This window comes from Ferrovibrio sp. (genome assembly GCF_035304305.1).
In the GTDB taxonomy this organism is placed as follows: Bacteria; Pseudomonadota; Alphaproteobacteria; order Ferrovibrionales; family Ferrovibrionaceae; genus Ferrovibrio.
Genome location: NZ_DATGQG010000021.1, coordinates 1 through 25,914 on the forward strand (window position 1 = coordinate 1; position 25,914 = coordinate 25,914).

A 25,914-nucleotide genomic window follows, 5' to 3' on the forward strand; every position below is an offset into this window, starting at 1 on the left:
AGCGCGTGGAGAGGGCTGCTGCTTCAGTGCCGGAGGCTGCAGTTTGCTTCTGGGCGGCAAACGAGCACGCTTCAAGGATTGCGTCCCATTTAGCTGAGAAGGAATTGCGCCCTGTTGTTGTAGATAACGCTCGCTCAAAAATCGGGACTTTCCATTTGGGTTTTTCAACGCCGGTGGCAAGGCCCATCCCCGAGCAGTTGCGTAGTCGTCACATCATCTTTGTTCTGTGTTCTCCTTCTTGGAATTCTGAGATTCGAAAACAGATTTCCGCTATGGATTTGCGCTCCTACGAGATTATCCCTGGTGTTGTTGAGGAGAATTAATCTTTTGGGATGGCTACCGATTATACTTTAATTTCCATTATCCAATTCTCCTTGTTCATTACGGCATAGCCTTGCTGATGCTCTAAAAGCCAGAGCTAAGCCTTTCCGGCAAATTAATGCGCTATCTGCGCGATCTGATCGGGCAAAAGCCCGGCCCGCCGCTCAGGACGGCCGGCTGGCCGTCTTCCTGTCGCGGCCTTTCCGCCCGCCCTCCCGTCCCGGCGGGGCGCCGAGCCGGGTGCCCGTCCAGGATGGCGGATCGCTGGCGGGGAAGGATTCCAGCATCGCTTCCAGCACCGCATCCGAAACCGGTACGGCTTTCCGGGGCGCGGCGCTGTCGCCGGGCGTCGTCTTGCTGATGGCCATGCTGTCCTCGACGGTGATCGGGCGGTTGGTCGCTCTCCAGCTCAGATAGAGCGCTGTTTCCCGAAACCAACCGCGCCGGCACTTCACCGCTGCAGATGCGCCAGCACCAGCGGCGCGATCTCGTCCGCGCGGTCCCGCGCGAAGCCGTGATCGCCGCCGGGAACCACGTGCAGCCGCGCATCCGGCAGCAGGCTGTGCAGATGCTGTCCCACGGCCACCGGGCTGACCGGATCGGCATCGCCCCAGAGCAGCAGGGTGGGCGCTTTGATCCTGCCGATCCCGGCCGTATGGTCCGGCCGTTCCGCGGTAATCCAGTCGGCGGCCTGCGGATACTCGGCGCGGTAGTCGCGGCGCCAGTCGGCCGCCTGATGCCTGTCCATGGCCACGCCGCCCGACGTGGCGGCCAGTACCAGATGCGTCACGCGGTCGGGGAATTGCAGCGCCAGCCGGACGGCGACGGTGCCGCCCATCGACTGCGCGATCACCACGCTGCCCTGCGGATCGAGATACCAGGCGGCGAAGCGGGTGTAGTCGGCAAAGCTGCGGATCGTGGGGTCGTGCCGTTCATGGCCCGCGCCCGGCCAGTTCAGATAGACCTTGCGCCAGTCGCGCGGCAGCCGTTCGCCCAGCGGATGCCAGAAGGACGCCGCACCGCCCGCGCCGGGAATGAAGAGAATGTGGGTCATCTGTTCTGCTGCCGCGCCACGCAAGAAACCCGGGCACCAGACGGAAGAGTTCCGTCGGCGGGAAAAGTTCTAGCGCCGGTGCGATCCCTATGGCCAGCCCGGCAGCAGCGGCGCGGGGCAGGGTTACCGGATATCAATCCGTGCAAGTTCCACCGCGATCCGCGCCGCCAGGGCAGCGTTGTTGCGGACCAGCGCGGTATTCGCCTTCAGGCTGCGGCCGCCGCTGGCGGCATTGATGCGCTCCAGCAGGAAGGGCGTCACCGCCTTGCCGGCGATGCCCTGGGTTTCCGCCTCGCGGATCGCCCCGGCGATGATGCCGTCGATCAGCGCCGGCGCCAGACTGTCCTCTGCCGGAATCGGATTGGCGATCAGCATCCCGGTGCCGGAGCCGAGCCGGCGATGCAGCGCGACGGCGGCGGCGATCTCGGCCGGCGTATCCAGCCGCTGCTCGGCGCGGATGCCGCTGTCGCGCGTGTAGAAGGTCGGGAACTCGTCGCTCTGATACGTGATCACCGGCACCCGCTGGGTCTCCAGCACTTCCAGCGTCTTCGGAATGTCGAGGATCGATTTCGCCCCGGCGCTGACCACGGCGACCGGCGTGGTGCCGAGCTCGATCAGGTCGGCGGAGATGTCGAAACTCTGCTCGGCGCCGCGATGCACGCCGCCGATGCCGCCGGTGGCGAAGATCGGAATGCCGGCCAGCGCCGCCAGCCGCATGGTGGCAGACACCGTCGTGCCGGCCGAGCCGCCGCGCACCAACAGCGCCGCGAGGTCGCGGCCGGACGCCTTGCCGACCGACTTGTCCCTCGCCAGCCGCTCGAAGGCGGCGTCATCGAGGCCGATGCGGCACCGGCCGTCGATTATCGCGATCGTCGCCGGCAGCGCGCCGTTGTCGCGCACCGCCTGCTCCACCGCCCGCGCGGTCTCGATATTCTGCGGCCAGGGCAGGCCGTGGCTGACGATGGTGGATTCCAGCGCCACGAGCGGGCGCCGCTCGCGCAGCGCGGCGGCGACTTCGTCCGAGATCTGCAGGAGGTCGCTCACGGCCGGGTCACGACTTCCAGTGCGGCGGCCAGGTCTTCCGGATGAGCGGCAAGGCCTTCATGCGCTCCATCCAGGCGGCCATCCGGGGCGGAAACAGATCGGCGGGAATGGCGTCCGGCCTGCGCAGGCAGAAGCGTTCGATGATCGCCAGATGCGGATACAGCGTGTAGTCGGCGACCGACACGCCATCGCCGGTCAGGTAATCCGCCTTCAGCTCCGGCTCCCAGCGCGCGATCTCGTCCTTCAGCGCCGTAACGGCCTGCGCCAGCTTCACGGCATCGGCCTTCTCCGGCGGCGCGAAGACGGCGGCGAAGAGATGCTCGACGGCGTCGGCGACGTAATTGTCGGCCTCGCGCACGATGCGGCGCTGCTCGGCGCGCAGCCGCAGGTCCCTGGCGAAGAGCGGCGGCTCGGGCCAGCGCTCCTCGACATATTCCATGATCGCCGCGGACTCGCGGTAGGCGAGGCCGTCATGCACGAGCGTCGGCACCCGCTGGCGCGGATTGAGCACGGTATATTCCGGCGTCTTCAGGTCGCCGTCGCTGAAGGACAGCAGCTTCAGTTCGTAAGGCACGGATTTGTGCTCCAGCGCCAGCCAGATGCGCCAGGCATAGGCCGAACCGGAACCGTAATAGAGCGTGACGGACATGACGGTTTCCCCCGCATTGATGATCCGCCCTGAGGAAGGGCGGCGGCGCGAAAGGTCAAGCCGGGTCAGGCCGGCCGCTTCTTCACCAGCTGGTTGCCGAAGAAACTCATCACCGTTTCGCCCTTCTGGTTCTCGATCCAGTATTTCATCTTCACGATGCCGCGGTCGGGCTTCGACTGGCTCTCGCGCTTGCTCTCGATGCTGCATTTGCCATACAGCGTGTCGCCCGGCCGCACCGGCTGATACCAGCGCAGCTCGTCCAGCCCGGGCGAGCCCATGCTGCCCTTGCCGAGCAGGCCCGCCTGCAGCAGCATGCGGAAACCCAGCAGGCCCGTCTGCCAGCCCGAGGCGATCAGACCCTTGTAGATCGACGCCTCGGCGGCCGCCTTGTCGAGATGGAAGGGCTGCGGATCGTAGCGGAAGGCGAAATCCAGAATGTCGGCCTCGGTGATGGTGACGCCGGCGGCAACGATCACCTCGCCGACGTCGTAATCCTCGTACCAGCGCTCACTCCTGCTCACCTCAAAGCCTCCGTCCCCTGAAGAAATGCTGCACGTCCTCGACGAAAATCTCCGGCTGCTCCATCGCCACGAAATGGCCGCCGCGTTCGAGGTCGCGGCGATGCGCCACATTGTAGCCGCGCTCCAGCCAGCCCTGCGGCGGCGGCGGCACGAGATCCCAGGGCGGCAGCAGGAAGCCGGTCGGCGCCTTCACGAACTCGTCCGGCTGCAGGGCGAGCTCGCCGCTGCGCGCCGCCGCGCCGTACAGCCAGGTCGAGGTCGTCGCCGTGTCGGTCAGCCAGTACAGCGCCACGTTGGCGATCAGGTGATCCATGTGGAAGGGCGGCTCATGCTCGGCCGGTCCGCGCGGGAAGCCCTGGAACTTCTCGACGAACCAGCCGGCGAGGCCGGCCGGCGAGTCGCTCAGGGCATAGCCCAGCGAGGTCGGCTTGGTCGCCTGGATCGCCTGGTAGCCGCCCTCGGAGGCCTGCAGCTTCTTGGCGCGCGCGATCCATTCCTTCTCCGCCGCGGTGAGCGGCTGGCTCTCCTTCAGGATCGGCGGCCGCAGCGGCACCATGTTGAGATGCAGCGCCACGGCATGCTCGGCATGATCGACGCCGAGCCAGCTGCTGACGACCGAACCCCAGTCGCCGGCCTGGGCGAAGAAGCGGGGGAAGCCCAGCACCTCGACCATCAGGTCGCGCCACAGGACGGCGATGGCGCGCGGACTGATCGGCCGCTCCAGCGGCATCGAGAAGGCATAGCCCGGCAGGCTCGGGCAGATCACCGTGAAGGCATCCTCGACGCTGCCGCCATGGCGTTCGGGATGCGCCAGCGGGCCGATCACGTCGAGGAATTCCAGCACCGAGCCGGGCCAGCCATGGGTGAGCAGCAGCGGCCGCGGATTGTCGCCCGAGCCGCGCTCCATCATGAAATGCACCACCTGTTCGGTGCCGGTATCGGGACGCTTCAGCGGAACGCTGTAATGCTCGTAGCGGTTCAGCCGCGCTTCCCATTGCCGCCAGTTGAATTCGTCGCGCCACCGGCTGATGAAGCGCCGCATATAGGTGCCGTTGCTGCCGTATTCCCAGGCGGCGCCCTGGGGCTCGATCGGCCAGCGCACGCGGGTCAGCCGCGCCTTGAGGTCGGTGAGCGCCGATTCCGGAATGCTGACGGTGAATTTGGTGGCGGAAGCAGCGAGGCGCATGCCCCAGCTTCCCTTTCGTGTGCCGCTTTGGCAAGCCCTCAGCCGTCGAGCCCTTCCACGGCCAGCGCGGCATAAGTGGCGAGCCAGTGTTCGCCGCCGTAATGGCCGCTCTCGAGGAAGGGCAGGCTGGCTGTTTCATGGGCAGCCGCAATGTTCAGCAGGGGCAGCCTTTCGGCCTCCGGCAGGCAGGCCGCGATGCCGCGCAGGCACCAGGCGCGCGACAGGTTCAGCCCGTCGAGATGCACGCCCTTGGCATCCGCGCGATCGGCAACGATGGCCGGCCGGAAGACATCCGGCTCGGGCAGGAAAGCGCGCCACCAGTGTGTGAAATCCCCCGCCGGCAGCAGGCGCGCCATCAGCAGGGCCTCGACCAGCGCGCCGGACAGGAAGTCGTCGCCATTGGGCTCGTAGCGGGCGGGATAGTCCGTGTCCGCACCGAACACGCGCCGCGCATAGGCCGCGATGGCCGCGGCGAGCCTGTCATCCCGCATGACATGGGCGTAATGCAGCGCCAGCAGCAGGCCGAAGGCGGTGTTGAAATGGGTGCCGACGCGGATCGGATAGGTCAGCCGGTCCATGTAGGCGGGAAAGCGCGCCGTGATCCGCTCTTCCAGGGGCCCGAGCGCCGCACGCCAGCGTGACGCCTGCGGATGCTGCCATTGCTCCAGTTCGGCGCTCAGCATCAGCAGCCAGCCCCAGCCATAGGGCCGCTGCCAGGTCTGGCGGCCGGGTGCATCGAGATAGGCGGCTTCCGCTTCGCCGCTCTCGGGCCGGAAATGGTTCTCGTAGAGCCCCTCGGCCTCCGCGGCCTGCGCCAGATCCGGATGCCGCCGCAGGCAGCGCGTCAGCAGCCACCAGCCATGGACGCAGGAATGCCAGTCATAGGAGCCGTAGAAGATCGGATGCAGCAGATGCGGCGGCTGCACGTCTTCGGGGCCGTTCAGGAAATGCGCCAGGCTGTTGGGATACTCACGGGTCAGGTTGCGCAGCGGCAGGGCGGCAAAGCGCTCGGCCTGCGCGCGGGTGAGGCGGGTGAAGGTCATGCGCCGATGATGGCACAGCCGGCAGACACCAACAAAGACGTCATGGCCGGGTCGGGCCCGGGCCATGACGGTCTGGTAAACGAGGTCGTGAGCGGCGGCATTGCTGCCTGCGTCACTTGCCGTGGCAGTATTTGTACTTCTTGCCCGAGCCGCAGGGGCAGGGGGCGTTGCGCGGAGTGGTCTTCCAGGTCGCCGGATCGTTCGGATCGACCTGGGCGCGGATCGGCCTGGCCGGGAGAGCGCCGGCATCGGCGGCATCGTCGCCGCCCTCCAGTGCCTCGCCGCGGCTTTCATGCATTTCCTGCGGCGCGCGGGCGAAGAGCTCCGGCGGCGGCGCGGCCGGCTGCAGCTCGACGCGGGCGAGGATCGAGGTGACCTGCTCGCGCACGCGCACCAGCATCTGCTCGAACAGCGAGAAGGCCTCGCGCTTGTATTCGTTGAGCGGATCCTTCTGCGCATAGGCGCGCAGACCGATGGCCTGGCGCAGGTAGTCCAGATTGTGCAGGTGTTCCTTCCAGACCTGGTCGAGCACCTGCAGCAGCAGGCTGCGTTCCACCATGCGCATCACGTCGGGGCCGAAATTGGCGGCCTTCTCGGCCATGCGGCGGTCGGCGGCGTCATGCAGCCGCTCGCGCACCTCCTGGTCGGCGATGCCTTCCTCCTTGGCCCAATCGACGATCGGCAGATCGAGGTTGAGCACGCGCCGGACTTCCTCCTGCAGGCCCTCGGCGTCCCACTGCTCGGCATAGGCCTTTTCCGGGATGTGGCGCGCCACCATCTCGTCGATGATCTCGCGCCGCATGTCAGTGATCGTATCGGCGACATTGTCCGACTGCATGATCTCGATGCGCTGCTCGTAAACGACCTTGCGCTGGTCGTTCATCACGTCGTCGAACTTCAGCAGGTTCTTGCGGATCTCGTAGTTGCGCGCCTCGACCTTCTGCTGCGCCTTTTCCAGCGCCTTGTTGATCCAGGGATGGGTGATCGCCTCGCCTTCCTGCAGGCCGAGCCGCTGCAGCATGGAATCCATGCGCTCGGAGCCGAAGATGCGCAGCAGGTCGTCTTCCAGGCTGAGGAAGAATTTCGATGCGCCGGGGTCGCCCTGCCGGCCGGAGCGGCCGCGCAGCTGGTTGTCGATGCGGCGGCTTTCGTGGCGCTCGGTGCCGATCACGTAGAGGCCGCCGGCGGCCAGCACTTTCTCCTTCTCGGCGGCGACCTCGGCGCGGATCTCCTCGGCGCGCCTGGCGGCGGCCGCCTCGTCCATGCCCTGCGTCTCCTGCAGGATGCGCATCTCGGCGTTGCCGCCCAGCTGGATGTCGGTGCCGCGGCCGGCCATGTTGGTGGCGATGGTCACCGCGCCGAGCCGACCGGCCTGCGCCACGATGAAGGCTTCCTGGTCGTGATGGCGCGCGTTCAGCACGTTATGCGGAATGCGCTTTTCCTTCAGGAAATTCGACAGCAGCTCGGACTTCTCGATCGACACCGTGCCGACCAGCACCGGCTGGCCCTTGGCGCGGCATTCCTCGATCAGCCTGACGATCGCCTGGTACTTCTCGTTCGCGGTGCGGTAGACCTCGTCGTCGGCATCCTTGCGGGCGACCGGCACGTTGGTCGGGATCTCGACCACTTCGAGACGATAGATGTCGGCGAACTCCGCCGCTTCGGTCGAGGCCGTACCGGTCATGCCGGCCAGCTTGGGATACATGCGGAAGTAATTCTGGAAGGTGATCGAGGCCAGCGTCTGGTTCTCGGTCTGCACCGAGACGCCTTCCTTGGCTTCCAGCGCCTGGTGCAGGCCGTCGGAATAGCGCCGGCCCTCCATCATGCGGCCGGTGAATTCGTCGATGATGATGACCTTGTCGTCCTTCACGATGTAGTCGACATCGCGGGTAAACAGGGTATGCGCGCGCAGAGCCTGGTTGGCATGGTGCACGACGGTGATGTTCTCGATGTCGTACAGAGAGTCCGACTTCAGCAGGCCGGCCTCGCGCAGCAGCTGCTCCATATGTTCCGTGCCGGCCTCGGTGAAGCTGACGGCGCGCTGCTTCTCGTCCTTCTCGTAATCCTCCGGTGTCAGCTTCGGGATCAGCGCATTGACCTGCACATAGAGGCTGGACGTGTCCTCCGACGGGCCGGAGATGATCAGCGGCGTGCGGGCCTCGTCGATCAGGATCGAGTCGACCTCGTCGACGATGGCGAAATTGAACGGCCGCTGCACCATCTGCTCGCGCTGGAACTTCATGTTGTCGCGCAGATAGTCGAAGCCGTATTCGTTGTTGGTGCCGTAGGTCACGTCGCAGGCATAGGCCTCGCGGCGCTCCTCGTCGGTCAGGCCATGCACGATGACGCCGACGGTAAGGCCGAGGAAGCGGTAGATCCGGCCCATCCATTCGGCGTCGCGGCGGGCGAGGTAGTCGTTCACGGTGACGACATGGACGCCCTTGCCGGTCAGCGCGTTGAGGTAGACGGCCAGGGTGGCGACCAGGGTCTTGCCTTCGCCGGTCTTCATCTCGGCGATGCGGCCGTCATGCAGCACCATGCCGCCGATCAGCTGCACGTCGTAATGGCGCTGGCCCAGCACGCGCCTGGCGGCCTCGCGGGTGACGGCGAAGGCCTCCGGCAGCAGGTCGTCGAGATCCGCGCCGTCAGCCAGCCTCTGCCTGAACTCGACCGTCTTGGCCTGCAGGGCCGCATCCGACAGCGCGGCAATGTCCGGTTCCAGCGCGTTGATCGCCTGAACCGTCTTCATGTAACCCTTTACCGCGCGGTCATTGGCCGAACCGAACAGCTTTTTGGCGAGCGCGCCGAACATGCTCCAACTCCCGCGTATTCCGGCCCAGAGATTTTTGGCTGGAGAGACCTAAATTGCCGCCGCGTAACGGAAACCGGCGGCAGGAACCCGCGTGACAGATAAGCGCTGCCCCCTTTGATGTCAACGAAGCGGCCGGGCGGTGCGCGGCTGTCGCGGCCATCCGCCGGGGCGCATTGACCCGCGCCGGATCAAGGGGTTACATCGCCGCGTCAACAAAAGGTATGCCCGTGCCCGCTGCTGCCGCCACTGCCTCCCGCGACCCCGCGCTCCATGATCCGGTGACCCTGGCCCAGGCGCTGATCCGCTGTCCCAGCGTGACCCCGGAAGACCGGGGCGCGCTCGGTGTGCTCGAAGCGGCGCTGACGCCGCTCGGCTTCGAGTGCCGCAGGCTGCGGTTTTCCGCCCCCGGCACGCCGGATGTGGACAACCTCTATGCCCGCTGGGGCCAGCCGGGCCGCGGCCGCAATTTCTGCTTCGCCGGCCACACCGACGTGGTGCCGGTGGGAGACGAGAAGGCCTGGACGGTGCCGCCCTTCGGGGCCGAGATCATCGACGGCCAGCTCTATGGCCGCGGCGCCGCCGACATGAAGTCGGCCATCGCCGCCTTCGTGGCGGCAGTGCAGCGCTTCCTGGCCGCCCGGGAAGGCCGGCTGGACGGCTGCATCAGCCTGCTGATCACCGGCGACGAGGAAGGTCCCGCGATCAACGGCACCGTGAAGGTGCTCCAGCATCTGGCTGAGCAGGGCGAGAAACTCGATGCCTGCGTGGTCGGCGAGCCGACCAATCCCTTCCGCCTGGGCGAGATGATGAAGATCGGCCGCCGCGGCTCGCTCACCGCGCGCATCACCGTCCATGGCATGCAGGGCCATGTCGGCTATCCGCATCTGGCCGACAATCCGATCCCGCGGCTGCTCGACATCCTCTCGGCCCTGAAAGGCCGGCGGCTGGATCGCGGCAATGCCCATTTCGAGCCGTCGAATCTCGAGATCACCACGATCGATGTCGGCAATCCCGCCAACAACGTGATCCCCGCCTCGGCGAAGGCGGTGCTCAATATCCGCTACAACACCGAGCAGACATCCGAAGGCCTGAAAAGCTGGATCAGGCGTTGCTGCGAGGCGGTCTGCGGGCGCGAGGAGAACGGCGCCCGCTTCGAACTCGTGCTGGAAGACGGCGCCATGCCCTTCCTCACCGAGCCGGGGCCCTTCGTGCGCGCCATGGCTGATGCGGTGAAGGCGGGCACCGGCCGCGAGCCGGAACTCAGCACGACGGGCGGCACCTCGGATGCCCGCTTCATCCAGGCCTATTGCCCGGTGGTCGAATTCGGCCTGGTCGGCCAGACCATGCACAAGGTGGACGAGCGCGCTGCCGTTGCCGACATCCGGGCGCTGTCCGATGTTTATGAAGGCATGCTCCAGCGCTTCTTTGCCGGCTGATCCGCATGGGCATTCCGGGCGGAGGTGAGATTTCGGCCGCCCTGCGGGGCCTCGCATTCGTGCTGCGCGGCGATCCGCGCGCGCTGCACTGCTACGACCTGACCGCCGACGGTTTCTGGCGCTCCTTCGTCCTGCCGCTGGTCGCGATGGCGCTGTATTTCCTGCTGCAGCAGCCGACGGAGATGGAGCTCGCCGGCTGGGAGGGCAACGAGATCGGTTTCGGCCTGGTGCTGGCCGGCCAGTATCTGTCGACCTGGATCGCCTATCTCGCCTGCGTGCTGCTGCTGGTGCGCGGCTTCCAGCTGCAGGGCAGCTACCCGGCCTTCGTCATCCTCTACAACTGGGCACAGGGCATCACCCTCGCGGCGACCCTGCCGGTTCTGGCCGCCAGCCAGTGGGATCTGCTGCCGCCGGGCGCGCTCGAGGGCTGGCATTTTGCCCTGCTGGTGGTCTGGCTCTACATCGTGGCGCAGATCGCCCGGCTGGCGCTGGGCGCGGGGCTGGCTGCCGCAATGGCCGCGGCTTCACTGGATCTTGCGGTCACCATCCTGCTGCACCGGCTGTTCAGCCTGCTCGGCTGAACGGTATCCCGGGCTTGCGGAGCCGGTCCCGTCGGGTTACCCAAGGTGAGTCACAACCGGCCAGACTGCGATCGGACGAAAGATATGGACCAGAACCTGCGTCAGACCCTGCTCGACATGGTCGATGAAACGCGCCGCAAGCGCGCCGAACTCGCCGCCGATGGCAGCCTGTTCCTGGGCTACAATGCCGAGCTGCGGGCGTTGCATAACGCCCAGGCGAAGACGCTGGCCGGGATCGTCGACCAGCAGGGCTGGCCCAATGTCGACAAGGTCGGCGCCGACGGGGCGGCCGCGGCCTGGATGGTGGTGCAGCAGGCGATCGGCCTGCCGAATTTCATGCGCGCCTGCCTCGAGATCCTCGAAAGCGAGGCCGCCGCCGGCCGCGTGCCACGCTGGCAGCCCGCCCTGCTGACCGACCGCATCCGCTGGCTGGAAGGCCGCGAGCAGGTCTACGGCACGCAGTTCGACTGGGACGAGAACGGCGAACTCAATCCGCTGCCCATCGAGGATGCCGCCAATGTCGATGCGCGCCGCGCCGCGGCCGAGCTGGTGCCGCTGGCCGACGGTATCCGGCAGCGCCGCTCCGAGGCCGAGCAGGCCGGCGAAACCGCGCCGGCAAACTGGGAGGCCCGCCGCAAGGAATTCGAGGACTGGGCGAAGGCGATCGGCTGGCGCAAATAGCGCTCAGTATTCCACCTTCATCAGCGTGAGGCCGTCCGCCGGCGCGGTCGGGCCCGCGGCCCTGCGGTCCTTCGCCTCCAGCGCGGCCTTCACGTCGGCGGCCGACCAGCGGCCCTCGCCGACGAATTTCAGCGTGCCGGTCATGATGCGCACCTGGTTGTGCAGGAAGCTGCGCGCCCGCGCCGTGATGTGGATCTCGTCGCCGGCACGCGACACGGCGAGATGGTCCAGCGTGCGTTCGGACAGCTTCGCCTGGCATTCGCTGGAGCGGAAGCTGTTGAAGTCGTGATGGCCGACCAGCACCTGCGCCGCCGCATGCATGGCTTCGGCATCCAGCGGCACCGGCACGTGCCACACGAAACCCGCTTCCAGCGCCGGCGGCGGGCGGCGGTTCAGGATGCGGTAGAGATAGCTGCGCGATTTCGCCGACAGACGCGCATTGAACTCCTCCGGCACGACCGTCGCCTCCAGAACGGAGACTTTCTCCTCGCGCAGATGGAAGTTCATGCCGTCGCGCAGGCGGTCGGCGCGGAAGTCGCGGGCGAGATCGAAATGCACCACCTGGCCGCGGGCATGCACGCCGGCATCGGTGCGCCCGGCCACGATGGTCTCCACCGCCGCGCCGGTGATCGCCTGGATCGCTTCCTCCACGGCCTGCTGCACCGAGCGGCCTTTGCCCTGGCGCTGCCAGCCGACGAAGCCGCCGCCGTGATATTCCAGCGTGAGTCGGAAGCGCGGCATCAGCTCAGGCGCGTGCCTTTGGGCAGCGGGAAGCCGCGCAGGAAGGCGTCGATGTCCAGCGCGGCCTTGCCGGCGCGCTGCAGCTTCAGCAGCCGCAGGGCGCCGTCGCCGCAGGCGACCAACCCGGCATCGTCGAGCAGCGTGCCCGGCGCGCCGCGCGCATCCACCGGCTCGGCGGCCAGCAGCTTGATGCGCTCGCCGTTCAGTTCGAAATGGGTGCCCGGGCCGGGATTGAGCGCGCGCACCATGCGGTCGATCTCGGCGGCGCTCCTCGTCCAGTCGATGCGGCCTTCGTCCCTGCCGAGCTTGGCCGCATAGGTCACGCCCTCGGCGGGCTGCGGCCGCGGCGCGATCCGGCCCTCGGCATAGGCATGCACGGCGCGCACTATCAGGGCGGCGCCCTTCGCGCTCAGTTCGTCATGCAGCTCGCTGATCGTCATGCGCGGCGTGATCGCCACCCGCTCGCAGTCCAGCACCGGACCGGTATCGAGGCCTTCATCCATCTTCATGGCGCAGACGCCGGTTTCCGCATCGCCCGCCAGCAGCGCGCGCTGCATCGGCGCGGCGCCGCGCCAGCGCGGCAGCAGCGAGGCATGCAGGTTGAAGCAGCCGAGCCTTGGTGCCTCCAGCACCGCTTTCGGCAGGATCAGGCCGTAGGCCACCACGATGGCGGCATCGGCATTCAGGGCTGCGAATTCCGCCTGCGCCTCGGCGTTCTTCAGCGAGACCGGATGGCGGACCATGAGGCCGCGGCCTTCCGCGAAGGCCTGCACCGGCGAAGGGGTGAGTTTGTGGCCGCGGCCGGCGGGGCGCGGCGGCTGCGAATAGACGGCGGCGATCGTGTCGCCGGCCTCGAGAAAGGCGCGCAGCACCGGCACGGCGAAATCCGGCGTGCCCATGAAGACCAGGCGCAGGGACATCGGAAAACCGGCCCGTCAGCCGGCGACGGCGAGGCGCTTCTGCTTCAGCAGCCGGCGCAGGATCATGTTGCGCTTCAGCGCCGAGAGATGGTCGACGAACAGGATGCCGTCGAGATGGTCCATCTCGTGCTGCAGGCAGGTGGCGAGCAGCCCGGTGGCATGCAGCTCCCGGCTCTCGCCGTCGCGGTCGAGATAGCGGACCTTCACTTCCTTCGGCCGCGCCACGTCGGCATACTGCTCGGGTAGCGACAGGCAGCCTTCCTCGTAGACGGAATCCTCGTCCGAGACCCAGGTGATCTCCGGGTTGACGATGAAAAGCGGCTGCTTCTCCTCGTTCTCGCGGGAAATGTCGATCACCAGCATGCGCTTGGGGATGCCGACCTGGATCGCGGCCAGCCCGATGCCGGGCGCGGCATACATCGTCTCCAGCATCGAATCGAGCTGGTCGCGCACCTCGTCGGTCACCGCCTCCACCGGGGTGGAGACGATCTCGAGGCGCTTGTCCGGCGCCGTGATGATCGGCAAAAGGGCCATAAATCCAACTCTTATCGGCTTTTTCGCTGCGCGAATTAGGACATGCTCTGGCGGTCCGTCAAGCCCGCTGTTATGTAACATCCATGGATATAATGACGATTCTGGCGATCTCCAGCGGCCTGATCGTGCTTTTGCTGCTGGCGCTGCTCTGGCAGCTGCGCCGCCCGGCGGCCGATCCCCGGGCTCTGACCGATCTCGCCGTGGCGGAAGACCGCGCCGCCTCGCTGCGGGCCGAGCTGGAGAGCCTGCGCGGGGAACTGGAATCCGCCCATGCCGCCCGGCTGGAAGCCGAGAAGCAGGCGGCCAGCCTGCGTAGCGAGCTGGCGGTCAAGACGCAGGCCTTCGAGAAGCTGGCCGAGACCGCCACCCAGGCGGCCCGCGCCGCCGCGGTGGAATCCGCCGCCCAGCTCTCCAACAAGCTGCTGGCCGACCACAAGCGCGAAGCCGAGGCCCAGAAGGAAGAAGCCGAGAAACGGGTCAAACAGACCACCGAGGGCCTGTTCCAGAAATTCACCGATGTCAGCGGCCTGGTCGCCGGCCTCGCGGCGCAGCTGCAGGACCGCAACAGCCGCGTCGATGCCATGTACCGCATGCTGTCGCATCCCGGCGGCGCCGGCCGCATGGCCGAGATCGGGCTGGAGAACACGCTGAAGGCCTTCGGCCTGCAGCCGGGCCATGACTTCCTCGTGCAGTATCATGCCGCCGGCGATGCCGAGCGCGGCGCGCTGCGTCCCGACGCCGTCGTCTTCCTGCCCGGCGACGCGGTGCTGGTGATCGACTCCAAGGCCTCCAAGCTGCTGCTCGATCTCGCCGAGGCCGAAGGCGTGGAGGCGGAAGCCGCCGCGCTGGCGCAGCTCAAGCAGCGCATGAACGCGCATCTGCGGGCGCTGTCGGGCAAGGATTACGGCAATGCCGTGCTGGCCACCTACCGCGAGACCAAACGCGGCGGCGCCCTCCGGCGCAGCATGACCGCGATGATGCTGCCGAATGATGCCGCCGTGGAGAAGCTGCGCATCGCCGATCCCGATTTCGAGCGCCGCGCCGCGGAATGCGACATCGTCGTCGCCGGACCGTCCGCGCTTGCCGCGATCATCGCCGTGTCGCGCCTGCAGATCGACAGCGGCCGCCAGGCGGAGAATCTGGAGAAGATCGTCGAGGCGGTGACCGCCCTGATCGAGTCCACCGCCACCGCGCTGACCCTGGCCGAAAAGGTCGGCAAGGGCCTGCAGACGGCGACCGAGCAGTTCGAGAGCTTCAGCCGGTCGGTCAATGCCCGCCTGCTGCCGCGGGTGCGCCGGCTGGCGCAGTTCGGCATCCGGCCGGCCAAGGCGCCGCCCGCCGCGCTGCCGAGCTTTGCCGTCAACGTCACCCGCAGCGACGTGATCGAGGCCGAAGTGGAAGAGGTCCCGCTGCTGCCGGACCAGGGTCGGGGCCAGGCATGAGCAGCGGCCAGGACCGGCCGATCAGCGAGATTGTCGGCGAACTCTGCCAGGGCGAGGCGGACGACCGCATCACGCTGGAAGATCTGCTCTCGGCGTTCGGCCTGCGCGCCTTCGGTCTGCTGGTGCTGGTCTTCGCGCTGCCCAACGGCGTGCCGGCGCCGATCGCGCCCGGCCTCTCGGCCATTCTCGGTGCGCCGCTCCTGCTGATCGGCGTGCAGATGGTGCTCGGCTTCAACTCGCCCTGGTTTCCCCTTTCCTGGCGCGCGCGCAGTTTCCGCCGCGCCGATGTCGCCCGTCTGCTGCGGCCGGCGATTCCCTGGCTCGTGCGGCTGGAACGCTATATCCGGCCGCGCCTGCCGGTGCTGACCGGCTGGGCGGCCCGGCGGCTGATCGGCGCCATGGTGCTGTGGAATGCCTTCCTGCTGTCGCTGCCGGTGCCGTTCGGGAACCTGATCCCCGCCTGGGCGATCATTCTCACCGCGATCGGGCAGGTGGAGCGCGACGGCCATCTGGTGCTGGCCGGCGGCATCGCCAGCCTGCTCGCCACCGGCTGGGTCTGGTTCCTGATCGATGTCGGACTGGCCCTGATCGAGAGGCTTTTCACATGACCGCAGACGAGATCATCGCCGCGCTGAAGCTGCAGCCGCATCCCGAGGGCGGGCATTTCGTCGAGACCTTCCGCGATGCCGCCACCGATGCGCAGGGCCGTTCGCGCTCGACGGCGATCTACTTCCTGCTCAAGCGCGGCGAGCGCTCGCACTGGCACCGCGTCGATGCCGTCGAGATCTGGCATTTCCATGCCGGCGCGCCGCTGCAGCTGCAGATCGCGGAAAAGCCCGGCGCCGCCATCACGAGCATCACGCTGGGCAGCGATATCGCGGCAGGCCAGAGACCGCAGGGGATCGTGCCGGCGCGGCACTGGCAGGCAGCGGAAAGCCTCGGCGACTGGACCCTGGTCGGCTGCACCGTGGCGCCCGGCTTCGACTTCGCCGGTTTCGAACTCGCGCCGCCGGGCTGGAGCCCGGACAAGGGCTGAGCCATGGCGCTCGACGCCGCCGAGATCGTCATCCGGCGCGGCGAGCAGCGCGATATCCCGGCCGTCGCGGCCCTGCTGCACGAGACCTGGCATCACACCTACGATCCGCTGATGGGCGCCGAAGCCGTCGAGCGCATGTCGCGGGCCTGGCACCGGCCCGAGGCGCTGGCGCGGCAGCTGACGGCGCGCGGCGCGCGCTTCCTTGTGGCGGAATGCGACGGCGCCATCGTCGGCCATGCCTATGCGCGGGCCGGACGGCAGAACGCGGTCTTTCTCGCCCGGCTGTATATCGACCCGGCGCATCAGCGCCGCGGCATCGGTACCGAGCTGCTGGTGCATCTGCTGCCCGGCTTTCCCGGCGCGCGGATCCTGGAACTCTCGGTGGTGAAGCAGAATCGCGCCGCGGTGGATTTCTACCGCCGCTGCGGCTTCGTCATCCGCGGCGAGTCGACGGAAGACGGCGTCGCGCTGCTGCTGATGCGGCGGGACATCGAGGCGATACCGGGTGTGTAGCGGCTCATAAACAATCGTCAGACGGGCTGAGAGAGCCCGGACAGCCGGACGTCACCGCCCGCGCGCGAAATAGCGCTTCGGCGTGGTGCCCAGCGCGCGGCGGAACATTGCCGTGAAGGCGGCCGCCGACCCGTAGCCGAGATCATGCGCCACCAGTGCCACCGGCCGGCCGGTGCTGAGCTGGGCCAGCGCTTCCGCCAGCCGCGCCTGCTGCCGCCAGGCGGTAAAGCCCATGCCGGTTTCGCGCTGGAACAGCCGCGCCAGGCTGCGGCTGCTCAGGCCGGCATCGCGGGCGAAATCCTCCAGCCCCGTCGTCGCGCCGGGATCGTCGAGCACGCGGCGGCAGACCGCCTGCAGGCGGGGATCGCGCGGCTGCGGGAGATGCAGCGGCTCGGCCTCGATGCCGCGCAGTTCGTGCAGCAGCAGCGCGGAGATGGCGGCACCGCGGCTGCCGGGCTCGTATTCCACCGGCTCTTCCATCGCCGCGAGGATCAGCGCGCGCAGCAGTTCGGAGACGGCGATCACCCGGCAGTCGCGCGGCAGGCCGGCTGCGGCCTCGGACGCGATGTAGAGCGTGCGCATGGCCACCGCGCCGCTCATGCGGATTTCGTGGGTGACGCCGGGCGGAATCCACAGCGCCCGCTGTGGCGGCAGGATCCAGGTGCCCCGGCCGCCGGCCTGCGACGCCGCGCTGACCCGCATGACGCCGCGCACGGCATGGACCAGCTGGCCGCGCTCATGGCTGTGCGGCGGAATGTGATGGCCGGGCGGGAAATCCTTCGGCATCGCCGCCACGGGATGGGGGACCCGCTGGTAATCCTGGGGATCGGTGCTCCGGGGGCGCATGTCCGTTTCGCGACAGAAAGAGGCAGGACAACGCCTATCAGACAGACTTATGGTTCGGTTCGCAACAACCAACCTGCCACGGATCATCCATGTCCCAGCCCGTCCCCCACGCTGTACCGGCCCGGAATGTCTCGGCGCGGCGCGTGATCGGCTTCGTCAATCTCGCCCATCTCACCGACCACATGTTCATGCTGATCTTCCCCACCGCCGTGCTGGCGATGGAGGCGGATTTCGGCCGCTCCTACGGCGAGCTGCTGGCGCTCTCCGTCGGCGGCTTCATCGCCTTCGGGGCGGGATCGCTGCCGTCCGGCTGGCTCGGCGACCGCTGGAGCCGGCGCAACATGATGGGCGTCTTCTTCCTCGGCATCGGCACGGCCGCCATTCTGGCCGGCCTGACCTCCTCGCTCTGGCTGCTGGCGGCCGCGCTCACCCTGATCGGCGCCTTCGCTTCGATCTATCATCCGGTCGGTACCGCCATGCTGACGGCCCATGCGGAATCGCTCGGGCCCGAGACGATGGGCCGCGAGATCGGCCTGAACGGCGTCTGGGGCAATGTCGGCGTCGCCTGCGCCGCGCTGACCACCGGCGCCATCGCGCAATATCTGGGCTGGCGCCATGCCTTCATCCTGCCGGGCATCGCGGCGATCGTCGCCGGCATCGCCTTCCTGGTTCTGGTGCCCGATCACCCGAGCCCGAAGCGCAAGGGCGGCCAGCCGGCGCCGGCGGTGCCGCGGCATATCGCGATCCGCGCCTTCGGCGTGCTGGCGCTGGTCGGCGTCAGCGGCGGCATCGTCTTCAACGCCGCCACCATCGTGCTGCCCAAGCTGTTCAGCGAACGCATGCTCGACGTCACCATCACGCCGGTGGGCGTCAGCCTGCTGGTCTTCGCCGTCTATCTCTGCGGCGCGCTGGCGCAGCTGCTGATCGGCCGGCTGGTCGACCGCTTCACGCTCAAGGCAATCTTTCTGCCGCTGGCGGCCCTGCAGGCACCCTGCCTGCTGCTCGCCGGCCTGCTCGATAACTGGCTGCTGGTGATTCCCGCCATCGGCGTGATGTTCGCCATCTTCGGCCAGGTCACGATCAACGACGCCATGGTGGCGAAATACACCGCCGATACCTGGCGCGCGCGGGCCTATTCACTGCGTTATCTGCTGTCCTTCGGTGCCTCGGCGCTGGCGGTGCCGCTGATCGCGCTGGTCTACGAGTACGGCGGCGGCTTCCCGACCCTGTTCGGCGTGCTTGCCGTGCTGGGCTTCAGCGTCTTCCTCGGTGCGGTGGCGTTTCCGAACCGCCGCGAGGAGATCGAGCCGAGGCCGCAGACGGCCTAGCCGGCCTCAGCCTGGCGGGCCTGCGGGCGTTCGACGATGCGGTCGCTGCCGGCGTTTCATGCCGCGGTCGCCGCCCTGCCGGTCAGCCGCCGTCCTGGGAGTCGCTCATGCGGCGGATCTCGACCCGGTAGCGCTGGCCGTCGCGGGTGGCGTCGGCCGTGATGATCTCGCCGTCCATCTCGATGTTTTCGATGTTGCTGTAGCCCTGGCTTTCCAGGAAGGCACGCACTTCGCCTTCATCGGCCGGCATGGCGTCATTTTCCAGCGCAGGGTCGCCAGCGGAACCGGCGGCGGCGCTGCCGGTCTGGTCGCTGTCTGCGGTCGGCGTCTGCGCCAGGGCGGCCGGACTCAGTGCCAGCAGGATCGCGGCGGCGAGGGCAGGAAGGGGGCGGGACATGACTTTCTCCGTTGCGCGGATCTGGGGAAGCCAGGCCGGAACCCCGGGGCCATCGGCGCCGTTCCCGCGCGGCGTGGCGGGGGAACAACAATGCTGTGACTTCGCAGACCGCGCCGGGAAATTCGCGCTCAATGCGGGCGCAGCCGCTCGAGGAAGGGCTCGCGCTCCTGCGCGTCGTTCACGGCCTTCTCGAGCGCCAGCACGACACCGCGCAGGCCGCTGCAGTTGATGTCCATCAGCTTGCAGATCACCAGATCGGGATCATCCCAGGGATTGTCCAGCACCTCGTCGGCGTCGACGGGTTTGGCCGCATAGGCGGCCCAGGCCAGCATGCGCGCCTCTTCTTCGGAGGCGGCATAGACCAGGCAGGTGCCGGAATAGGTGCTATCCTTCCAGGCCGAGTGATACGGGTCGAGCGGCCGGAGGATGAAGGCGCGCGTGGCCATGCGGACCAGCTACCACCGGGAGAACGGATCGCACTGCATGAGAAGCAATATGGCGCAGCTGCATCGGCCGGCCGTGACGTTGCTGTGGCCTTTTCTGCAGATACCCTCACCCTCCCGTCACCGGCGCCCACACGGTCAGCATCGTCGCCCTTGCGCGAAGCGCGAGGGTCCATCCCGGCCATCCGCGTGACGGATGGGCAATGGATCCCCGGCTTGCGCCGAGGGTGGCGGTCTTTTGCGGAGGGATCGACCTCAGATCTTCGCCACCAGCTCCGCGAGCTGTTCGGTCACCTGTGCCCAGCCTTCGTGGAAGCCCATCTCCTCGTGCTGCTGGCGGCTCTCCGCGGTCCAGTGCATGCAGCGCGCGGTGTAGCGGGTCCTGTTGCCCTCCAGCCGCTCGAAGGTCAGCACCGTGGTCATGAAGGGATTCGCCGAAGGCTCCCAGGCCGAGACATAGGCATCGGTGGTGACGATCTTCTCGTTCGGCACCAGCTCGAGATAGATGCCGGGGCAGGGGATCTCGGCGCCGTCGGGCCCCTGCATCACGAACAGGCTGGAGCCGCCGGGACGCACGTCCATCGCGGTGCGGGTGATCTTCCAGGGATGCGGCGCGAGGAACCGCTTCAGCAGTTCGGGGTCGGTCCAGGCGCGATACAGCGTCTCCGGCGGCGCGTCGAAGACGCGGGTCAGGGTCAGCTCGCGCTCGTAGGCCGCGGTCACGGTGCCGCCGGCATGGGTTTTGGTGGCGAGCGGGGCGGCAGTCTGGGTCATGGCGTTCATGTCCTCTCTCTCCTTCGGCGATTGCGATATGGCGCTGTGTCGATGTCCGGAGGACGGCGTCGCCCGCCGCGTGCCGACAGGATCCTGAAAATTTTTCGCGCTTGATCTTCCGTCCGGATTGTACTATTTTTGTTCTTCTCCGCTGTTGAACATCGTCCATATCGCTTCGCCGGATCGGAAAGGGTCCGGGTAGTGCATATCCACGTATGCCCATCGGTCCGGATCAACGGGACTCAACGGGATTCAACGGGATTCAACTGGCTTCCAACGGGACTCAACTGGCCCCGAACGGGACTGAACTGGCTCTCAACGGGATCGAACTGGCTCCGAACGGGCTCCAACCGGCGCGGGCCGGGGGCCCGTCCGGATCAGCAGATTCAATGGCCTGGAGGTTTCAGGCCGGCTTTTTGCGCAGATCGCCGGTGCCCAGCAGCGCCCCGCCGACGATCAGCGCGCAGGCCGCCGCAACCTGCCAGCTTGCCTCGCCCTGGCCGAACAGGATCAGCAGCAGGGTCGACATCAGCGGCGCGGCATAGGCCATGGTGCCCAGCGCCCGGATGTCGCCGCGCTTCATGCCATGGTCCCAGCAGAAGAAGGCGAGCCCCACCGGCCCGAGGCCCAGAGCCGCCACGGCGGCCCATTCCTGCCAGGCGGCCGGCCAGACCGTGGTCTCGAAAGCGGCATGTCCCAGCCAGGAGAGCAGCGCGGTGGCGGCGCAGAAGGCGCCCACGGCATCGGTCGGGGTCGCGGCGAAACGCCGGCTCAGCACCGAGTAGCTCGACCAGGTGAAGGCGCAGGCGAAGGCCGCGGCATAGCCGGCGAGGTAGCGCGGATCGAAGCCGACCTCGCCCTTGCCGAGGATGAGGATCACCGTGCCCAGCAGGCCGAGGCCGGCGCCGGCAAGATGGAACCAGCGCATGCGCTCGCCCGGCAGCAGGGCAGAGAGCACCACGATCAGCAGGGGCCAGAGATAGTTGATCAGGCTGGCTTCCAGCGGCGGCGCCAGCTTGAGCGCGAGGAAATACAGCGCGTGGTAGCCGAACAGGCCGGAGACGCCGAGCGCCCAGACCTTCGCCGGCAGGCGGAAATGCCGGATCACGCCGTCGCCGCGCAGGCTCCACAGCGCCATGGCGGCCAGGGTCGAGAGGGTGAAGGTCATTGCCGTCAGCTGCAGGGCCGGCAGGCTCGGCGTCCAGGTGGTCAGCAGCGCGAGCGAGGCCCAGAGCAGGATGGCGACGGTGCCGATGAAGGTGGCGCGCGCTCTCGCGGAAAGGGCGGGCGACGCGGTCTGCGAGGTGGTCATGATGGCGATTTCCGTAACGAAGACTGCGGGACACGGCAATGCGTGGCGCCGCTATGCGTGACGCATCGGGCGCTGGCGGGACGGATATGCAAACCGCAATCGGGCGGCCGGTTTTAGGCGCAACCGGGCGGCCGGCGCAAGAGCATCGGGCCCCGCCGCAAAGATCGGCTCTTCCGCCGGGCCCGGATCGGGTATAGAGGCGGAAGCATGGTCGCTACTCCCCAGAACGGCGAATCGCCCGCGACACGGCCCGGTCCCCGGTTGGCCAGACAGGGCTGGCCGCTGGTTGCGGCGCTGTCGGTGGCGCAGCTGGTCTCCTGGGGCACGATCTACTACGCCTTCGCGGTATTCGTCGTGCCCATGGAGGCCGAACTCGGCTGGAGCCGCACGGCGCTGAACGGCGCGCTCTCGCTCGGGCTGCTCACCGCCGGGCTCTGCGCCTATACGGTCGGCAGCCGGATCGACCGCCAGGGCGGGCGGCTGCTGATGAGCCTCGGTTCGCTGCTGGCGGTGGCGCTGCTCGTCGCCTGGTCCTTCGTGCAGCATATCGCCGCCTTCTACGCCATCTGGTTCGGCCTTGGTGTCGCCATGGCGATGACGCTCTACGAGCCGGTCTTTGCCGTGCTGACACGGCTGTTCCCGGAGAATTACCGCTTCCGCATCACCATGCTGACGCTGACCGGCGGCTTCGCCAGCACGGTGTTCATCCCGCTCTCGGCCTGGTTCATCGAACTGCTCGGCTGGCGCGACGCGCTGCTGGCGCTGGCCGCCTTCAACCTCGTCATCTGCCTGCCGGTGCATGCGCTGCTGCTCAGCGACCGCGAGGCGCCGCCAGCGCCGCAGGCGGAGACGGAAGCCACCATCGGCGATCCGATGCGCCGGGCGCTGCGACATCCGGTCTTCTGGGGCCTGGCGCTGTGCTTCACCTTCTACTACGCCACCTTCTCGGCGCTCACCTTCCACTTCTTCCCGCTAATGGACGAGCGCGGTTTCTCGCTGGCGCTGGCGGTCGGCGTGTTTGCGGTGATCGGCCCGGCGCAGGTGGCCGGCCGCATCATCCTGCTGGTCTTCGGGCGCAACATCAGTGCCGCCACCACCGGCCGCATCATCGTGGTGATGTTTCCGGTCTCGGTGTCGCTGCTGATCCTGTTCCCGTCCTCGGTGACGGCGCTGTTCGCCTTCGCGGCGATCTATGGCTGCGCCAACGGCATCATGACCATCGTGCGCGGCACGGCGGTGCCCGACCTGCTGTGGCGCGAGGGCTATGGCGCCATCAACGGCGCGCTCACCCTGCCGTCCAATCTCGCCAAGGCGCTGGCGCCCTCGGTGGCGGCGCTGATCTGGAGCGCGACCAGCGACTACCGCCAGGTGCTCTGGGTGATCGTCGCCGGCGCGCTGGTCTCCGCCGCCGGTTTCTGGTTCGCCGCGGCGAAATCCCGGCGCTGAAAGATGCGCGAAATGGAAACGGCCGCGGGATGGACCCGCGACCCCCGTTCGTCCAAATAGAAACGGCCGCCGGATGAACCGGCGGCCGTGGGAGTTACGCTAGCGTTTCTTTTTATAGGCGGATCAGCGCGTTTTCCGTTTCGCCGCCGCCTTTTTCTTCGGCGCCGGCAGCAGCCGGGCGACGAAGTTGGGCAGCGCGAAGGCGCCGAAATGGAGTTCGGGGTTGTAGTAGTTCAGCCCCTTGAGATTCGCCCTGGCAAAGCGCTGGAACACCTTGCGCGGATCGACGTCGGTGATGTCGTTGTCCGAGGCCCAGGTCAGCGACATGAAGCCGCAGACATAGGTCGGCACGACCGCCAGATAGGTGCCCGAATGGGCCCAGATCTGCTGGAACAGCTTCACGGCGTCGGTCAGTTCGGGGCCCTGCATGTGCGGCACGCCGTTCTGTGCCACGAGGATGGCGCCCGGCTTCATGACGCGCTGGCAGTTCCTGTAGAAGGCCTTGCTGAACAGCACGGTCGCCGGGCCGATCGGATCCGGGCGGTCGACGATGATCAGGTCGTAACGCTCGTTCGTCTCGGCCACCCATTTGGCGCCGTCGCCGACGATCAGGTTGGTGCGCTTGTCCTCGAAGGCCTTGCCGCAGATCTTCGGCAGGTACTTCTTCGCGACCTTGATCACCATGTCGTCGATCTCGACCATGGTGACCCGCTTCACCGACTTGTGCTTGAGCACCTCTTCCAGGATGCCGCCGTCACCGCCGCCGACGATCAGCACGGACTGCACCTTCCCGTGCGCCATGATCGGCAGGTGGGTCAGCATCTCGTGGTAGACGTATTCGTCGCTTTCGGTGCACTGGACGACGCCGTCGAGGGTGAGAATCCGGCCGAAATGGCCGGATTCAAACAGCTTCACCTTCTGGTACTTCGACTTGCCCTCGAAGAGGACTTTCTTGATGGCGTGGCTCTGGCGGAAACCGGGATAGAGCGTCTCGTTAAACCACGTCGTCACAGAATCAGTCCCCTTTTCAGCTCAGTACACTGGATGTTGTCCGGCAGGAACGCACGGCGCAGCACCGGAATCGCGTTCTGCGGCTTGCAGTCGCCGCAGACGAACACGTCGAGGGCCGCATAGCCTTTCTCGGGCCAGGTATGGATCGAGAGGTGGCTTTCGGCCAGCACGGCGACACCGGAGATGCCGCCGTTCGGCTCGAAGTGATGCAGGTCGATGTTCAGCAGGGTGGCGCCGATCTCGGCCACGGCTTCGGTCAGCGTCTGCTTGACCAGCGCGAGGTTGTCGAGATTCTTGCCGCCCCACAGATCGATGATCAGGTGCATGCCGGCGTAGCGCATGCCATCCTTGCAGATGAAATGCTCGTCCGCCGCGTCCTGCGCCGGCAGGGCCGGAACTTCATAGAGTGCGGGCTTGGTTGCCTTCTTGGCCATCAATGTCTCTCCACCAAGGGGACTGCGTACAGTCCGGTAAAATGAGCCCCTGAACGAGGGGTGTCCGATTGGCAGAGAGACTGTTGGGAAAGCTTCGTGGTCCCGCTCAGCATGCTGTTAACGCGGGCGGGCCAGTGCGCCACTTTCCAAACAGTCTCAAGGAGGGGGTATGGGGCCAAACCCCCCCTGATGCAAGTAAAAATTTCCCTACCGGGGAAATTTTTTAACCTGTGGTGCAGGGGTCACATTTCGGCCCGATTCGGTTGCGGAAAGCCAAGCGCCACAGCCGTTTACGCGAAGCTGCCCGCCAGGGTGAAAACCTCGCCGTTCAGCCCGAGCTTGAAGCGCGCCACGCCGGCGCCGCGCTCGGTGTCGACGCCGCCGAGATCGAGCTGCGTCACGCCGCGCTGCTTCAGTTCGGCGATGGCGCGCCAGAGCAGGCGGTAATGCGCATTCACCAGCCGGCCCGCCGCATTGCTCCAGCCCATGGCATAGGTCGCGCCCCGCCCGTGGCGCAGGATCAGGATGCCGGCGATCGGCCGCACCTTGCCGAGATGCGGCCCGGCATGGGCCCAGAGCAGCATGGCATCCTCGCCATCGGCGCCGCCGCCCACCGGAACGGCGTCCGCGAAAGCGGCGTAGAAGCCGCCATCCGGTCCGCGGAAGCCGCGCTCGATCCGGTGCTCGTCATGCTCGGCGAGCAGGGCGCGGAATGCCGCATCATGCCAGGTTCCTTCGGCGCGGCTGCCGAATTCCACCAGCATGGGCGACTTTTCCGCAGCCCTGAGCGCGTTGCGCCATTTACCGTCCAGTCCGGCGCGCAGCCGCTCCAACGGCGGCGTGAGATCGAGCCGGATCGAGGAATAGCCGGTCATCATCGGCTGCAGGCCGAGCGTGGCCATGGCGGCTTCAGAATCGCTGCCGCCGTTCAGCTCCGGCAGCCACCAGAGCAGGCAGCGCTGCCGCCAGGGCCAGGCGGCGCGGATCGCGGCCAGCGCCGCCTGGCGGTGCTCCCGCGCCAGGCCGGAAACGAAGAGCGGGCCGCGGACCAGGCGCACGAAGCGGCCAAGCGGGGCGACGCGACGGACGAAAACCTGCGCCAGTCCCAGCGGCCCGGTTCCCCCGGCGGCGATCAGCCAGCGTTCCGGCAGCACCCGCCCGCGCGAGGCGGCGCGGACGGCCTCGCCATAGGCCCAGCTCTGCTCCAGCACGCTGTGGCGCATCCGGTCATGTGCGGCGATCCAGCGCCCCGGATCGTCGCAGGGCAGCAGCGCGACCGTCATGGCGCTGCGGCCCGGACCACCGGCGGGCCGACATGGTCGGTCGGCGTGTCGGCGAAGATCTGACAGGCCATCAGGATGTCGACGGTGACGTGATCGCTCGCCAGCGGCAGCCAGATCGCCTCGTAG

29 protein-coding genes are annotated in these 25,914 nt (G+C 67.6%); 10 read left to right on the forward strand and 19 right to left on the reverse strand.

What is annotated here, in order from left to right:
* Positions 1-323: hypothetical protein (locus VKZ87_RS02000; RefSeq protein ID WP_324219567.1), on the forward strand; the 323-nt coding region annotated here is incomplete at its 5' end.
* 162 nt (positions 324-485) lie between these two features.
* On the opposite strand, the gene VKZ87_RS02005 is transcribed toward VKZ87_RS02000, so the two are convergent.
* The 8 genes from VKZ87_RS02005 to secA all read right to left on the reverse strand — a co-directional run bounded on the left by VKZ87_RS02005 (position 486) and on the right by secA (position 8,630).
* Positions 486-689 carry a hypothetical protein gene (locus tag VKZ87_RS02005; protein ID WP_324219568.1) on the reverse strand — a complete coding sequence of 68 codons (204 nt, stop codon included), beginning with the start codon at positions 687-689 and terminating at the stop codon, positions 486-488.
* An 83-nt stretch (positions 690-772) separates the two neighbouring features.
* Positions 773-1,375: an alpha/beta fold hydrolase gene (locus tag VKZ87_RS02010; RefSeq protein ID WP_324219569.1), complete on the reverse strand. Its 603-nt coding sequence runs from the start codon at positions 1,373-1,375 to the stop codon at positions 773-775.
* A gap of 123 nt (positions 1,376-1,498) precedes the next feature.
* Positions 1,499-2,419 carry a pseudouridine-5'-phosphate glycosidase gene (locus tag VKZ87_RS02015; RefSeq protein ID WP_324219570.1) on the reverse strand — a complete coding sequence of 307 codons (921 nt, stop codon included), beginning with the start codon at positions 2,417-2,419 and terminating at the stop codon, positions 1,499-1,501.
* A gap of 7 nt (positions 2,420-2,426) precedes the next feature.
* The gene (locus VKZ87_RS02020) at positions 2,427-3,068 is read right to left on the reverse strand and encodes a glutathione S-transferase family protein (protein ID WP_324219571.1); all 642 of its coding nucleotides are present in this window, start codon (positions 3,066-3,068) and stop codon (positions 2,427-2,429) included.
* 65 nt (positions 3,069-3,133) lie between these two features.
* The gene (locus VKZ87_RS02025; RefSeq protein ID WP_324219572.1) at positions 3,134-3,589 is read right to left on the reverse strand and encodes a MaoC family dehydratase; all 456 of its coding nucleotides are present in this window, start codon (positions 3,587-3,589) and stop codon (positions 3,134-3,136) included.
* A gap of 1 nt (position 3,590) precedes the next feature.
* Positions 3,591-4,775 carry an epoxide hydrolase gene (locus VKZ87_RS02030; RefSeq protein WP_324219573.1) on the reverse strand — a complete coding sequence of 395 codons (1,185 nt, stop codon included), beginning with the start codon at positions 4,773-4,775 and terminating at the stop codon, positions 3,591-3,593.
* Between the two features lie 38 nt (positions 4,776-4,813).
* Positions 4,814-5,818 carry a DUF2891 domain-containing protein gene (locus VKZ87_RS02035; protein ID WP_324219574.1) on the reverse strand — a complete coding sequence of 335 codons (1,005 nt, stop codon included), beginning with the start codon at positions 5,816-5,818 and terminating at the stop codon, positions 4,814-4,816.
* 112 nt (positions 5,819-5,930) lie between these two features.
* Positions 5,931-8,630 (reverse strand): preprotein translocase subunit SecA, encoded by a 2,700-nt coding sequence (gene secA / locus VKZ87_RS02040; protein ID WP_324219575.1) that lies wholly within the window; start codon positions 8,628-8,630, stop codon positions 5,931-5,933.
* 221 nt (positions 8,631-8,851) lie between these two features.
* Here secA and dapE point away from each other — a divergent pair, with 221 nt between their 5' ends.
* From dapE to VKZ87_RS02055, 3 genes are all read left to right on the forward strand, one after another.
* Entirely contained in the window at positions 8,852-10,066 is a 1,215-nt protein-coding gene (dapE, locus tag VKZ87_RS02045; protein ID WP_414655617.1) for a succinyl-diaminopimelate desuccinylase, read from the forward strand.
* Between the two features lie 5 nt (positions 10,067-10,071).
* Complete coding sequence (locus VKZ87_RS02050) at positions 10,072-10,647, forward strand: hypothetical protein (RefSeq protein WP_324219577.1); 576 nt, start codon at positions 10,072-10,074, stop codon at positions 10,645-10,647.
* A gap of 84 nt (positions 10,648-10,731) precedes the next feature.
* Positions 10,732-11,328 carry a DUF6624 domain-containing protein gene (locus VKZ87_RS02055; RefSeq protein WP_324219578.1) on the forward strand — a complete coding sequence of 199 codons (597 nt, stop codon included), beginning with the start codon at positions 10,732-10,734 and terminating at the stop codon, positions 11,326-11,328.
* A gap of 3 nt (positions 11,329-11,331) precedes the next feature.
* Here VKZ87_RS02055 and truA read toward each other — a convergent pair whose 3' ends face one another.
* The 3 genes from truA to def are packed head-to-tail and all read right to left on the reverse strand — an operon-like array spanning position 11,332 to position 13,523.
* Entirely contained in the window at positions 11,332-12,069 is a 738-nt protein-coding gene (gene truA / locus VKZ87_RS02060; protein WP_324219579.1) for a tRNA pseudouridine(38-40) synthase TruA, read from the reverse strand.
* Positions 12,069-12,989 carry a methionyl-tRNA formyltransferase gene (gene fmt, locus VKZ87_RS02065; RefSeq protein ID WP_324219580.1) on the reverse strand — a complete coding sequence of 307 codons (921 nt, stop codon included), beginning with the start codon at positions 12,987-12,989 and terminating at the stop codon, positions 12,069-12,071. Before fmt ends, truA begins: the two co-directional genes overlap by 1 nt.
* A gap of 15 nt (positions 12,990-13,004) precedes the next feature.
* The gene (gene def, locus VKZ87_RS02070; RefSeq protein ID WP_324219581.1) at positions 13,005-13,523 is read right to left on the reverse strand and encodes a peptide deformylase; all 519 of its coding nucleotides are present in this window, start codon (positions 13,521-13,523) and stop codon (positions 13,005-13,007) included.
* 92 nt (positions 13,524-13,615) lie between these two features.
* Between def and rmuC the strand changes: the two genes are divergently transcribed.
* From rmuC to VKZ87_RS02090, 4 genes are read left to right on the forward strand one after another with little or no spacing between them, the layout of a single operon-like run.
* A complete protein-coding gene (rmuC, locus tag VKZ87_RS02075; RefSeq protein WP_324219582.1) occupies positions 13,616-14,965 on the forward strand; it encodes a DNA recombination protein RmuC in 1,350 nt (449 codons plus the stop codon).
* Positions 14,962-15,573, forward strand: a complete 612-nt coding sequence (locus VKZ87_RS02080; RefSeq protein ID WP_324219583.1) for an exopolysaccharide biosynthesis protein — start codon at positions 14,962-14,964, stop codon at positions 15,571-15,573. Before rmuC ends, VKZ87_RS02080 begins: the two co-directional genes overlap by 4 nt.
* Positions 15,570-16,001, forward strand: coding sequence for a cupin domain-containing protein (locus tag VKZ87_RS02085; protein WP_324219584.1), 432 nt, complete (start codon positions 15,570-15,572; stop codon positions 15,999-16,001). The genes VKZ87_RS02080 and VKZ87_RS02085 overlap by 4 nt, the downstream gene beginning before the upstream one ends.
* Positions 16,002-16,004: 3 nt before the next feature.
* Positions 16,005-16,514, forward strand: a complete 510-nt coding sequence (locus VKZ87_RS02090) for a GNAT family N-acetyltransferase (RefSeq protein WP_324219585.1) — start codon at positions 16,005-16,007, stop codon at positions 16,512-16,514.
* 51 nt (positions 16,515-16,565) lie between these two features.
* Here the strand turns inward: VKZ87_RS02090 and VKZ87_RS02095 are convergent, their stop codons facing one another.
* Positions 16,566-17,360, reverse strand: coding sequence for a helix-turn-helix transcriptional regulator (locus tag VKZ87_RS02095; RefSeq protein WP_324219586.1), 795 nt, complete (start codon positions 17,358-17,360; stop codon positions 16,566-16,568).
* An 89-nt stretch (positions 17,361-17,449) separates the two neighbouring features.
* Between VKZ87_RS02095 and VKZ87_RS02100 the strand changes: the two genes are divergently transcribed.
* A complete protein-coding gene (locus tag VKZ87_RS02100; protein ID WP_324219587.1) occupies positions 17,450-18,688 on the forward strand; it encodes an MFS transporter in 1,239 nt (412 codons plus the stop codon).
* Positions 18,689-18,770: 82 nt separating this feature from the next.
* Here VKZ87_RS02100 and VKZ87_RS02105 read toward each other — a convergent pair whose 3' ends face one another.
* The 4 genes from VKZ87_RS02105 to VKZ87_RS02120 form a co-directional block, all read right to left on the reverse strand.
* Complete coding sequence (locus VKZ87_RS02105; protein ID WP_324219588.1) at positions 18,771-19,085, reverse strand: hypothetical protein; 315 nt, start codon at positions 19,083-19,085, stop codon at positions 18,771-18,773.
* A 128-nt stretch (positions 19,086-19,213) separates the two neighbouring features.
* Positions 19,214-19,531, reverse strand: a complete 318-nt coding sequence (locus tag VKZ87_RS02110) for a hypothetical protein (protein ID WP_324219589.1) — start codon at positions 19,529-19,531, stop codon at positions 19,214-19,216.
* A gap of 252 nt (positions 19,532-19,783) precedes the next feature.
* Complete coding sequence (locus tag VKZ87_RS02115) at positions 19,784-20,311, reverse strand: SRPBCC family protein (protein ID WP_324219590.1); 528 nt, start codon at positions 20,309-20,311, stop codon at positions 19,784-19,786.
* A 394-nt stretch (positions 20,312-20,705) separates the two neighbouring features.
* Positions 20,706-21,614, reverse strand: coding sequence for a DMT family transporter (locus VKZ87_RS02120; protein WP_324219591.1), 909 nt, complete (start codon positions 21,612-21,614; stop codon positions 20,706-20,708).
* A 207-nt stretch (positions 21,615-21,821) separates the two neighbouring features.
* On the opposite strand from VKZ87_RS02120, the gene VKZ87_RS02125 reads away from it, so the two are divergent.
* On the forward strand, positions 21,822-23,060 hold the full coding sequence (locus VKZ87_RS02125; protein WP_324219592.1) for an MFS transporter: 1,239 nt from the start codon (positions 21,822-21,824) through the stop codon (positions 23,058-23,060).
* A 123-nt stretch (positions 23,061-23,183) separates the two neighbouring features.
* Here the strand turns inward: VKZ87_RS02125 and speE are convergent, their stop codons facing one another.
* The 3 genes from speE to VKZ87_RS02140 all read right to left on the reverse strand — a co-directional run bounded on the left by speE (position 23,184) and on the right by VKZ87_RS02140 (position 25,788).
* Positions 23,184-24,071 carry a polyamine aminopropyltransferase gene (gene speE / locus VKZ87_RS02130; protein WP_324219593.1) on the reverse strand — a complete coding sequence of 296 codons (888 nt, stop codon included), beginning with the start codon at positions 24,069-24,071 and terminating at the stop codon, positions 23,184-23,186.
* Positions 24,068-24,505 (reverse strand): adenosylmethionine decarboxylase, encoded by a 438-nt coding sequence (gene speD / locus VKZ87_RS02135; protein ID WP_324219594.1) that lies wholly within the window; start codon positions 24,503-24,505, stop codon positions 24,068-24,070. The genes speE and speD overlap by 4 nt, the downstream gene beginning before the upstream one ends.
* Positions 24,506-24,795: 290 nt before the next feature.
* Positions 24,796-25,788, reverse strand: coding sequence for a peptidoglycan bridge formation glycyltransferase FemA/FemB family protein (locus tag VKZ87_RS02140; RefSeq protein WP_324219595.1), 993 nt, complete (start codon positions 25,786-25,788; stop codon positions 24,796-24,798).
* Positions 25,789-25,914: the final 126 nt, after the last annotated feature.

Excerpts from the sequence above, each read along its gene's own strand:
- VKZ87_RS02005 (WP_324219568.1), bottom strand. The coding sequence starts at position 689 with ATGGCCATCAGCAAGACGACGCCCGGCGACAGCGCCGCGCCCCGGAAA.
- VKZ87_RS02010 (WP_324219569.1), bottom strand. The coding sequence starts at position 1,375 with ATGACCCACATTCTCTTCATTCCCGGCGCGGGCGGTGCGGCGTCCTTC.
- VKZ87_RS02020 (WP_324219571.1), bottom strand. The coding sequence starts at position 3,068 with ATGTCCGTCACGCTCTATTACGGTTCCGGTTCGGCCTATGCCTGGCGC.
- VKZ87_RS02030 (WP_324219573.1), bottom strand. The coding sequence starts at position 4,775 with ATGCGCCTCGCTGCTTCCGCCACCAAATTCACCGTCAGCATTCCGGAA.
- VKZ87_RS02035 (WP_324219574.1), bottom strand. The coding sequence starts at position 5,818 with ATGACCTTCACCCGCCTCACCCGCGCGCAGGCCGAGCGCTTTGCCGCC.
- secA (WP_324219575.1), bottom strand. The coding sequence starts at position 8,630 with ATGTTCGGCGCGCTCGCCAAAAAGCTGTTCGGTTCGGCCAATGACCGC.
- dapE (WP_414655617.1), top strand. The coding sequence starts at position 8,852 with ATGCCCGTGCCCGCTGCTGCCGCCACTGCCTCCCGCGACCCCGCGCTC.
- VKZ87_RS02050 (WP_324219577.1), top strand. The coding sequence starts at position 10,072 with ATGGGCATTCCGGGCGGAGGTGAGATTTCGGCCGCCCTGCGGGGCCTC.
- VKZ87_RS02055 (WP_324219578.1), top strand. The coding sequence starts at position 10,732 with ATGGACCAGAACCTGCGTCAGACCCTGCTCGACATGGTCGATGAAACG.
- truA (WP_324219579.1), bottom strand. The coding sequence starts at position 12,069 with ATGCCGCGCTTCCGACTCACGCTGGAATATCACGGCGGCGGCTTCGTC.
- fmt (WP_324219580.1), bottom strand. The coding sequence starts at position 12,989 with ATGTCCCTGCGCCTGGTCTTCATGGGCACGCCGGATTTCGCCGTGCCG.
- def (WP_324219581.1), bottom strand. The coding sequence starts at position 13,523 with ATGGCCCTTTTGCCGATCATCACGGCGCCGGACAAGCGCCTCGAGATC.
- rmuC (WP_324219582.1), top strand. The coding sequence starts at position 13,616 with ATGACGATTCTGGCGATCTCCAGCGGCCTGATCGTGCTTTTGCTGCTG.
- VKZ87_RS02080 (WP_324219583.1), top strand. The coding sequence starts at position 14,962 with ATGAGCAGCGGCCAGGACCGGCCGATCAGCGAGATTGTCGGCGAACTC.
- VKZ87_RS02085 (WP_324219584.1), top strand. The coding sequence starts at position 15,570 with ATGACCGCAGACGAGATCATCGCCGCGCTGAAGCTGCAGCCGCATCCC.
- VKZ87_RS02090 (WP_324219585.1), top strand. The coding sequence starts at position 16,005 with ATGGCGCTCGACGCCGCCGAGATCGTCATCCGGCGCGGCGAGCAGCGC.
- VKZ87_RS02095 (WP_324219586.1), bottom strand. The coding sequence starts at position 17,360 with ATGCGCCCCCGGAGCACCGATCCCCAGGATTACCAGCGGGTCCCCCAT.
- VKZ87_RS02100 (WP_324219587.1), top strand. The coding sequence starts at position 17,450 with ATGTCCCAGCCCGTCCCCCACGCTGTACCGGCCCGGAATGTCTCGGCG.
- VKZ87_RS02105 (WP_324219588.1), bottom strand. The coding sequence starts at position 19,085 with ATGTCCCGCCCCCTTCCTGCCCTCGCCGCCGCGATCCTGCTGGCACTG.
- VKZ87_RS02110 (WP_324219589.1), bottom strand. The coding sequence starts at position 19,531 with ATGGCCACGCGCGCCTTCATCCTCCGGCCGCTCGACCCGTATCACTCG.
- VKZ87_RS02115 (WP_324219590.1), bottom strand. The coding sequence starts at position 20,311 with ATGAACGCCATGACCCAGACTGCCGCCCCGCTCGCCACCAAAACCCAT.
- VKZ87_RS02120 (WP_324219591.1), bottom strand. The coding sequence starts at position 21,614 with ATGACCACCTCGCAGACCGCGTCGCCCGCCCTTTCCGCGAGAGCGCGC.
- VKZ87_RS02125 (WP_324219592.1), top strand. The coding sequence starts at position 21,822 with ATGGTCGCTACTCCCCAGAACGGCGAATCGCCCGCGACACGGCCCGGT.
- speD (WP_324219594.1), bottom strand. The coding sequence starts at position 24,505 with ATGGCCAAGAAGGCAACCAAGCCCGCACTCTATGAAGTTCCGGCCCTG.
- VKZ87_RS02140 (WP_324219595.1), bottom strand. The coding sequence starts at position 25,788 with ATGACGGTCGCGCTGCTGCCCTGCGACGATCCGGGGCGCTGGATCGCC.